The sequence below is a fragment of the Wolbachia endosymbiont of Cylisticus convexus genome, from assembly GCF_003344345.1.
In genome coordinates, this window is the sequence record NZ_QPIP01000060.1 from 1 (window position 1) to 9473 (window position 9473).

7 protein-coding genes and 2 pseudogenes are annotated in these 9473 nt (G+C 34.9%); 4 read left to right on the plus strand and 5 right to left on the minus strand.

From position 1 onward, the window contains the following. Nucleotides 1–23: 23 nt before the first annotated feature. From Wcon_RS06600 to Wcon_RS06615, 4 genes and pseudogenes are all read right to left on the minus strand, one after another. Nucleotides 24–633: pseudogene (locus Wcon_RS06600) on the minus strand (transposase). A gap of 126 nt (nucleotides 634–759) precedes the next feature. Continuing rightward, nucleotides 760–927, minus strand: a pseudogene (locus Wcon_RS06605) (transposase); the annotation flags it as partial. Between the two features lie 43 nt (nucleotides 928–970). Further along, nucleotides 971–1738: a 5'/3'-nucleotidase SurE gene (surE, locus tag Wcon_RS06610; RefSeq protein WP_114517650.1), complete on the minus strand. Its 768-nt coding sequence runs from the start codon at nucleotides 1736–1738 to the stop codon at nucleotides 971–973. A gap of 110 nt (nucleotides 1739–1848) precedes the next feature. After that, the gene (locus tag Wcon_RS06615) at nucleotides 1849–3291 is read right to left on the minus strand and encodes a hypothetical protein (protein WP_114517651.1); all 1443 of its coding nucleotides are present in this window, start codon (nucleotides 3289–3291) and stop codon (nucleotides 1849–1851) included. Between the two features lie 138 nt (nucleotides 3292–3429). Here Wcon_RS06615 and Wcon_RS06620 point away from each other — a divergent pair, with 138 nt between their 5' ends. Together Wcon_RS06620 and Wcon_RS06625 are read left to right on the plus strand one after the other, a co-directional pair. Continuing rightward, a complete protein-coding gene (locus Wcon_RS06620) occupies nucleotides 3430–4704 on the plus strand; it encodes an APC family permease (protein WP_114517652.1) in 1275 nt (424 codons plus the stop codon). 70 nt (nucleotides 4705–4774) lie between these two features. Further along, entirely contained in the window at nucleotides 4775–6052 is a 1278-nt protein-coding gene (locus Wcon_RS06625; RefSeq protein WP_114517653.1) for an APC family permease, read from the plus strand. A 36-nt stretch (nucleotides 6053–6088) separates the two neighbouring features. On the opposite strand, the gene Wcon_RS06630 is transcribed toward Wcon_RS06625, so the two are convergent. Further along, a complete protein-coding gene (locus tag Wcon_RS06630; RefSeq protein WP_114517654.1) occupies nucleotides 6089–6514 on the minus strand; it encodes a hypothetical protein in 426 nt (141 codons plus the stop codon). A gap of 131 nt (nucleotides 6515–6645) precedes the next feature. Between Wcon_RS06630 and Wcon_RS06635 the strand changes: the two genes are divergently transcribed. Then, nucleotides 6646–7683 carry an aspartate-semialdehyde dehydrogenase gene (locus Wcon_RS06635; RefSeq protein ID WP_114517655.1) on the plus strand — a complete coding sequence of 346 codons (1038 nt, stop codon included), beginning with the start codon at nucleotides 6646–6648 and terminating at the stop codon, nucleotides 7681–7683. A gap of 822 nt (nucleotides 7684–8505) precedes the next feature. Next, entirely contained in the window at nucleotides 8506–9042 is a 537-nt protein-coding gene (locus Wcon_RS06640; protein ID WP_147269151.1) for a transposase, read from the plus strand. Nucleotides 9043–9473 lie beyond the last annotated feature (431 nt).

Genomic DNA, 9473 nt, shown 5'->3' on the forward strand with positions numbered 1-9473 from the left:
AGGTTGTCCTGAAACTAGAAAACTTAGGCATATTTCCTCGTTAACATAACCCTATTCATAGCAAGACATATGAAATTTTCAGTAGATGTTGTAAGCAAATCATATTCCTTTGATAGCCTTCTATTCCTCAAGCAAAAGTCCTTTCTACAACCCACCTTCTTGGCTGTACTTTAAATCCCTGTTCTCTCGCTGGCAGCAGCTCAAGCGTTATGTACCCAAAATCTACATGGAGGTCTTTTAACAATTTCAATATCTATGTCATATTCTTCCTTTATATGCCTTTTTCTACCTTTTACTTTTTTATTTCCATCATAACCTTTGACCCCCCTTTTTCTGTAGTTTTCACAGATTGACTGTCAAGCGCTTGGCTCCTCATTTCTTCCTATTTTTCTCCTGCTATATTTGGCAATTCATTTTCTCAAAAATTTCCTGCTTTTTCCATTGCCTAAACTGCTCATACACAGTCTTCCATAGCATTCCCGCCATTGGCATCCTGTACGCAATACATAGAAAATCGCCTCTAATATTTCTCTTTTACTATACTTTGGCGGTTTTCCTCCTTTCTTGTATCATACTCTGAAATATTTTTCTATTCGGCCTTTTACTTAGATCTGTTGGATACTTTTTTCTCATTTCTTACCTCACTTTTACATTTCTTATACTATACCTTATCCTACTTTCAAGATAATCTCTTAAGTTTTCGCTCGCCACAGTCTTCTACATTTTTCCAACCAAGCAAAAAATAACCCATCTTTTGGTCCACTGACAACCACTTTTTAGAATGTATAGCACTCCACAAAATATGCCATACAAATCAACTTTTCTTGGTCTTGTTTTCTTCCTGCTGCTCTCCAGTATTAGCCTGATTTTTTCAAATTGCTCTCGACTTATATCACTTGTTTTGCATAGATATACCTCATTCTTAATCTATGCCTATTTTACCTCATCATCTAGAGATTCTTAACAGGTTCTAAGGAGCAATATAAGTGTTAGCTATAGAAGAAAATTCGTCTGCGTAAGAATTTTTCATAGCATTCAATGTATCATAATCTGTAAAATCTAATTTTACCGGTGTAATAGTAATAAATCCTTCTTTTATTTTATCTACACTACCACTGCCTGAGTGTTCTCGAGACCAATTTAAGCTAAAAGAGCCATTTAAATTTTCAGTAAAAGTGAGATCTCCATCAATGTTATATTCACCTTGTTCAGCAAATTCTACTCCTTTCACTTTTTCTGTAGCAGGAAAATTTACACTCATCACTATATTTTTAGGCCAATTAACTTTAACTAGCTTGCTGATAGTCTTTGGTGCAAAAATCTTTGTATTGTGCCAGTTTATTTCATTACGATAAGCTTGGCTTAGCGCGATAGAAGGTATAAACCTTGCAGCACCTTCCATTGCAGCACCAACTGTTCCTGAATAACAAATATCATCTCCGACATTTGATCCAATATTTATTCCAGACAATATTAGGTCTGGTTTTTTATTCATAATCTTATTTAGTGCAATGATGACACAGTCTGCAGGGGTACCAGATACACTAAACTCCCTTTCGCTATGTTGGTTTATTTTAATAGATTGTTTGACTGGATAATCAAGAGATCTTGCAGCTCCACTCCTATCAGCATCTGGTGCCACTATCCATATTTCTGATGCAAAATTCTGCGCAATCTCTTTGAGTAATTTTATTCCCTCACTTTCAAAACCATCATCGTTTGTTATCAATATTATCATATTCAATATTCAGCTATCAAAGTACACTGATGAAGTTTTAAGTTTCTTTTTATAACCATGAACTGTAACAAAGAACCTGCTACAAATCAATAAGGAAAAATTAAGAGCTACTAAGCAGCAGAAAATCTTGCCACGTTTCCCAAAAATGCTTTCACTTTTTCAAGATAAGTAGATGGTTTTGCAGGTATTGCTACCTCATCTATCTTACCACATATTGCTGCATCTACGACTTCACCTGTTATTAATTCCCTTAGCTTTTGTTTTACCTGCCCTCTACGAATATGTTCTCCATAGTCATTATAAAACTTCACATATAACTCTTTAAATACAAATTCTTTTATAGCACTTCTCATATGAGAAATTCCATCCTTTACTTCATCATTTGCATTGCTCAAATCCACTTCAGAACCTGGCGAATATAAGTCATCAAAATTTTCTTTTAAAATTTTTATTTTAAAGTAGTGCTTATCTACAGATCTCTCAAGAAATCTTTTAGTAGCATTACCGGCCAACTCTCCTATTATCTGAGGCTCTAGTTGAGCTGCAAAATTATTTTCTGCTTCAAGGCCACTTAATGCATAAATGATACGATTAAGCATTCCAGGACCACATTGGCGATTACTTTCCTCAAAACGAACCTGCAATATGGATTTCAACAACTCTACATCTGCATTTTGCTTTCTTGCTGCAATTAAAACTAAATTTATAGCCTGAGTTAATGTCAATCCAGTTTTAGAATCTACCCACCTTACCCATTCTCCTTCTCTATAACCATCTAGCTTCAAATAAGGTGCTATCAATTCTTTCTGCCGATTTGTCAAACCGCTTATATAACTTTTAAACTCTTCATCCAACTCATTTGACGGAGTACCATGTTCTTCCTTTAATTTTTTGGCACACTCAATAACGCTTTGCTCAAAACTTCTAGTATGAACAGTCTGATTGCCAGTACCTACATCACTTACATTAAACAAAAAGCTAAGTTGCTTTACATTCAAACCCAAAGGTGAGAAAAACTTTATTAATGGATACTTTATTAATTCGAGAAGTGCTACTGGAGCTAGCAATGCATAATTTAACAATAATAAACCAGTATTGAGTATAAAAAATCTACGTAGAGCTGATACCTTTGATGCAATGTACAAAAATGGAAGCTGTAGGTAATATATTAAGTGTATATTGAAGAATAAGATTTTGTCCTTTAGTTTTATTGTCGGATCTTTATAAACCTCAAATAACATGTTGTTACTATCAATGTTGTCATTTTTAAACGAGTTATAGTTGTTGATGATTTTCTCCTGCAAAGGAAGGAGCATTTTATTCAGGCAAATAAATGCAGCGATAACAATAAAACCTGTAGCAAAGAACACTAGTGCAGGACTAGAGGTACTTGTAGATAAGTAGGTATAAAGGTTACTAATTAAGTCACCACAAGGGCGAACTAGAATTGGATCGAGGACATAGTTAACAAAAAGACTTAAATAATAATAAATAGCAAGTAAGAATAAAATAAGACCGCAAATAACCAAAAATTCTTTTAACCTTGGATTCATACCCTCCTCTTAATGATCTATTAATATACTTTTAATTATATACTTAAATTAAAAAAATGCAAATTTTACAAAGACCGATTGAAATTTCTGAGCTTCAGCTATATTGTTAATATATTCAGATAAAAATTAAAAATTATCGTGTCAAATAAAATAGGCTTTTTGGCTATTTTCGCCTTGGTGATTAGTAGCCAAATTGGCTCTGGAATTTTTATGCTCCCAATTAGCCTTGCTCCATATGGCGCTTATAGCCTTATAAGCTGGGTGATATCAGGATTTGGCGCTATATCTCTTGCTTTAGTCTTTGCTGCATTGTGTGCAAAATTTCCAGAAACGGGAGGTCCTCATGTCTATGTAAAACATGCTTTTGGTCCTACCGCAGCTTTTTTTGTTGGCTGGACATATTGGGTAAGCTCATGGGTTAGTTCAACAGCTGTAACGATTGCAAGTATTGGTTATTTAGCTCCACTTTTTCATGATGATATACAAGGTATACGCTTGCTTTTAGAAATAATATTAATTTTAGCTATTATGCTAATAAACTTAAGAGGAGTAACTACTGCTGGCCGTGTTGAGCTTCTGCTAACCATTGTTAAAATTATTGCACTTCTTGCAATACCCATAGCAGGGCTATTTTTCTTTGATAGAAATAATTTTATTGTAAGTGAGGAAGTATCAAACTTTACAATATCGCAAACTCTTGCTCGTTCTACACTCCTTACTCTATGGTGTTTTATCGGACTTGAATCAGCAACAGCACCTGCAGGATCGGTTAATAATCCAGCTAAGACAATACCAAGAGCCATTGTGCTTGGAACAGTTTGTGTTGCTGTGATATATTTCATCAATAGCCTTTCAATCATGGGGTTAATAAGCGGTCACGACCTAGCCGGTTCAAAAGCACCATATGTTGATGCAGTAAAAATTATGTTTCCAGGTAATTGGCATTTGATTATTTCTGTTGTTGCTTTTATCGTTTCCATAAGTAATTTAAACGCTTGGTTTTTAGCTGATGGACAGGTCACCTTAGGCCTTGCAAAAGACAAGTTAATGCCGCAATTTTTTGTCAAAAAAAATAAGCACGATGCTCCATTCTGGGGAATAATACTCAGTACTTTGGGGGTATTAGCTCTACTTGTCCTAACATCAAACAAAAGTTTTGCTGAGCAAGTGACTTCAATAATTGATATCTCTGTAATGTCATTTTTGTTTATCTACTTAGCATGTAGCCTTGCTTTTTTCAAAGTTAATATACAAGAGAAAAACTACTGCAAATTTTTAATTGGAGGTGTGGCTGTGTCTTTTTGCTGCTGGATAGTATACGAGACTTCTATAAAAACATTGTTAATATCAAGCCTATTCCCTTTAAGCGGAACACTTATTTATCTACTTTGGTATCATAAACTAAAAACTTAACTTAAATTTTTTATTTGCTAAAATTCTTAAGCTATACTACTGGTTTACATTAATAGAATTAAGAGGTATTGTGTCAAATAAAATAGGTTTTTTGGCTGTTTTTGCTTTAGTTATTAGTAGTCAGATCGGCTCTGGGGTTTTCATGCTTCCAATTAGCCTTGCTCCATATGGTGCTTATAGCCTTATAAGCTGGGTAATATCAGGTTTTGGCGCCATATCTCTTGCACTAGTCTTTGCTACACTATGTGCAAAATTTCCAGAAACTGGAGGTCCTCACGTTTATGTAAAACATGCTTTTGGTCCTACCGCAGCTTTCTTTGTTGGTTGGACATATTGGGTAATCTCATGGGTTAGTACAACAGCTTTAATAGTTGTGGGTGTTGGCTATCTTACACCATTTTTCCATGAAGATATCCAAAGCATGCGTTTGCTTTTAGAGTTACTGCTATTTACAGTCATTACGTTAGTAAACTTAAGAGGAATAGCTACTGCAGGGCGCGTTGAGTTTCTACTCACGGTTGTGAAGGTTGCTGTATTGCTTGCAATACCTGTAGCAGCGTTGTTTTTTTTCGATAGAAATAATTTTATCACAAGTGAAGAAGTATTAAGTCTTACAACATCGCAAATTCTTGCTCGCTCTACACTCCTTACTCTATGGTGTTTTATTGGACTTGAATTGGCAACAGCACCTGCAGGGTCAGTTGATAATCCAGCTAAAACTATACCAAAAGCTGTAGTGCTTGGCACAATTTGTGTTGCTGTTATATATTTTATCAACAATTTCGCGATTATGGGATTGATTAATGGCAATAATTTAGCAAGTTCAAGAGCACCATATGTTGATGCGATAAAAATTATGTTTTCTGGTAATTGGCATTTAATTATTTCTATAATTGCATTCATTTTTTGTGTTGGTAGTCTAAACGCTTGGGTTTTGTCTAGTGGACAGGTTGCTTTTGGTCTTGCAGAAGATAAACTAATGCCACAATTCTTTGCTAAAAGGAATAAGCATGGCTCTCCCTTTTGGGGAATAACAATTAGCTCAGTTGGCACTGTAGTTTTATTAATTCTCACTTCAAGAAACAATTTTGCTCAGCAGATTAAATCAATTATTGACTTTTCTGTAATTTCATTTTTATTTGTCTACCTCACATGCAGCCTTGTTTTTTTAAAGGTAATTATAAAGGAGAAAAATTATTGCAAATTTTTAATTGGTAGCATAGCAACAATCTTTTGTTGTTGGGTGATACTTGAAACTCCTATAAATACCTTGCTAACTGCAAGTTTGTTTACTGCAAGCGGCATACCCGTTTATTTACTTTGGTATCGCAGAGGTTCTATGCAGTGAATATTATAGCTGGAGATTTCTTTAAATAATCGATATCTATGGACCAAGGTTTTTCTCCTCTTTGTCCACCTGTTCAACATTACTCTTCTTAAGTTTGCTACTCACTTCTTCTGTATATTTATTATCTACGCAAGCCTCATCCTTTGCTTTGCTAGAGTCACCTACTTGCGATTGCGGTTTTTTATATGCCTCTTTTTCAGGTGTGAAAATTTTTGCTAAGAATTCCCCTATAATGGGTATTGACTTAAAAAAAACTCTTAACCCAAAAGGTTCTTGCTTTTTATTTGAGGAATGTTGGTCTATCTTAGGAATTTTTACACCATACTTTTTATCATCAAAATTTATTGCTGGCTTGCTTTTTTTCGAAAGAACATTTTGAGCCTCTGACCTATTGACTTCTTCGGGCTTTTGAAATGTAGATACTGAAGGCTTAACCTTAGTGTCACTATATTCTTTATTCATCTCTCATGCAATATTATCAACATAATATAATTATAACTAAATTATGGTTAATTGCAAGGTAAAAATATTAAAATAATTGTAAATTTATCAGTAAAAATATAATATAGCTTTAAAGTCAGAGGTTTATCTATATGGGATATAAAATTGCGGTTATTGGAGCAAGCGGAAGAGTAGGACGTGAAGTGCTGAGCATACTCGCTGAGTTTCAAAACGAAGGAAAGATTTCAATAGGTTCTGTAATTGCACTTGCATCAAAAAAATCAGAGAGGAAAAAGGTGAGTTTCGGTGATGAGGAATTAACTGTCTTAGGCCTCGAGGATCACGACTTTGTTGGAATTGATATAGCCATTTTCTGTGCTGGATCTCATGTTTCTGAGAGATACGTACCGATTGCAACTAAGGCTGGGTGCATCATAATAGATAACACTTCCCATTTTAGAATGAAAGAAGGCGTGCCACTAGTTATTCCAGAGATCAACAAAGATGAAATCAAAGAATATAAAAACTATAACATAATCTCTAATCCAAACTGCACTACAATACAGATGTTACTGGCATTGCATTTATTGCACCAAAAAGCAAAAATAAAGAGAATCGTTGCTTCAACTTATCAATCAACTTCTGGTGCAGGTAAAGCAGCAATGGATGAACTCTACAACCAGACAAAAAAAATCTTTATGAACGAAGCTAAAAAACCTGAAATATTTCCTAAGCAAATAGCATTTAATTGCATTCCTCATATAGGAGAATTCATGGAAGACGGCTCTACAAAAGAGGAATGGAAAATGCAAGAGGAAACAAAAAAAATTTTAGGGGAGGATATAAGAGTGATTGCAACTTGTGTAAGGGTACCTGTCTTTGTCGGTCACGCTATTGCAGTAAATGTAGAATTTGATCAGCATATAACTGAAGAAGAAGCTCGTGAAATGCTCAGTGAGGCCGAAGATAGTGGGGTTTTAGTACACGATAGACGCGAAGATGGTGGATATAAAACACAAATTGATACTGTACAGGAGGATGCTGTATATGTATCGCGTATTAGAAGAGACAACACTGTTAAGCATGGATTAAATATGTGGATAGTGGCTGATAATCTGCGCAAAGGTGCAGCACTAAATATAGTGCAGATTTTGGAGATTCTAATAAAAGAGTATTTGTCAATCAAGTAGAGTGCACGTGTGTTGTAATTCGGAGGAAATTTGTATGCAGCGCCGTAACGTTAGGCCATGAAAACTCCTTGACAAACTTTCCCACTTTCCTTATTATATCAATAAGAGTATTTATCCTTGTTTTTGATACGCGCGGTTTCAACGACAAAATTCAGTAAAAAACTCAGATATTTATTGGCAAATTACATAAAATTATAGCGGCTGCATGTCTTTTTTATTTTTTCTACATTCAGCCAAAACGCGCTTATTTTAAGCGTTAGCACATTATTACAATGCCAATTTAAATTATTACAGGGTCAAAACTCACTACTCGGGGATTCTTTTGCCTTTTTTCTATTTGGTAAATTTCTTAATGTTTATGGCTAAAGTAATTTTAGCGAGCCAGTGCTTGACACTGATTTCCATAATCATCAGAAACGTTGTATTTTAACATTACTTTTATACTCGTAAATTTAACTGGATCCCAGTGTCAAGCACACAGCTGTACGAACATTGAAAAAGTAGTAGAATATTGTGGAAATTTGGGATATGTGATGTTCTACTACAAAGAAATAATATCAAAATTGCCTAGAAAAGAGCTAGAGAAAATAGGTGAGGCAGTTGGTATAGGGTTAGCAAGCTGACTGGAGAAAACGTTTTCAATTTGTTGCTCTATAGCATACTGGAGAAAAATGAGCTGAGTTTGAGGACAATCGAGGAAAATTATCATAGAATGTTCAATATAGATACTCGCCATTCATCGGTAGCAAGCCGCTTAACCTGTCAAGTATTTTGAGAAGATTTTTTCGTTCGTGTTGCAGAGTTCCGGAAAATCAACGAAAGTTGCTGATAACTACACTTCAGCTATCAAGTAAATTACTACATCTTGGTATTCCCTGCAGAAACGCAAAATATTGTGAGAAAAATATGATAAAATGCACTATTTCAACAGATGGAAGATTCGCAAAATTGCTTAATTTATGTACTCAGGCAGAAGGATTTTCGGATCATAAATCGTTCCGGGAAATGATTTTAAATCATGGTCAAGAGTCAATTTGTATATTCGACCGTGGGCTACAAAAACGTGCAGCTTTTGAAGAATTTTTAAAAAAAGATATACATTTTGTCACTCGTGGCAACGACAATATTCGTTATAAAATAGTTCGTATTCACACAAAAATTGCAGGTATACAAACAGAAACGCTCGAACTGATAGAAGATATGGTAGTCCAGTTAGGGCAAGATGGTTCAAGATTTTTGTCGTTTGAAATCAGGCTCATTAAAGCAAAAAACCAAGAAAGTGGTGAGATTCTCACATTTTTAACCAATATTTACGAAATGTCTGCTGAAGAGATTTGCACTCTTTACAAAAAGCGCTGATCGATAGAAATTTTTTTTAGATTGATCAAGCAGGAGCTCAATGCAAAACATTTTCTCGGGTATAGTAAAAATACAATTTTGGTCACGTTGTACATGATTCTCATTGCCTCTGTTCTATTAACGGAATACAGGAAACGCAGCGAAATCAAGAGTTACAAGTTTACAAGGAGAGCTTTTATGAACGAACTTAGACTCGAAATCTGTCATTGAATATTGCGGTGGTGATTCAGAAAAAGTCTACGATTATTACCTTTCTTCTTTTCCATAAGCAATGTTCGTACAGCTGTGTGCTTGACACTGGCATGACAACTTGTTAATATAAACCTTCTGGATTCCAGTGTCACGCACTGGAATGACAACTTGTTAATATAAACTTTCTAGATTCTAGTGTCACGCGCTGATCGAAAGGGCTGCTTGCATAACACCCCCTT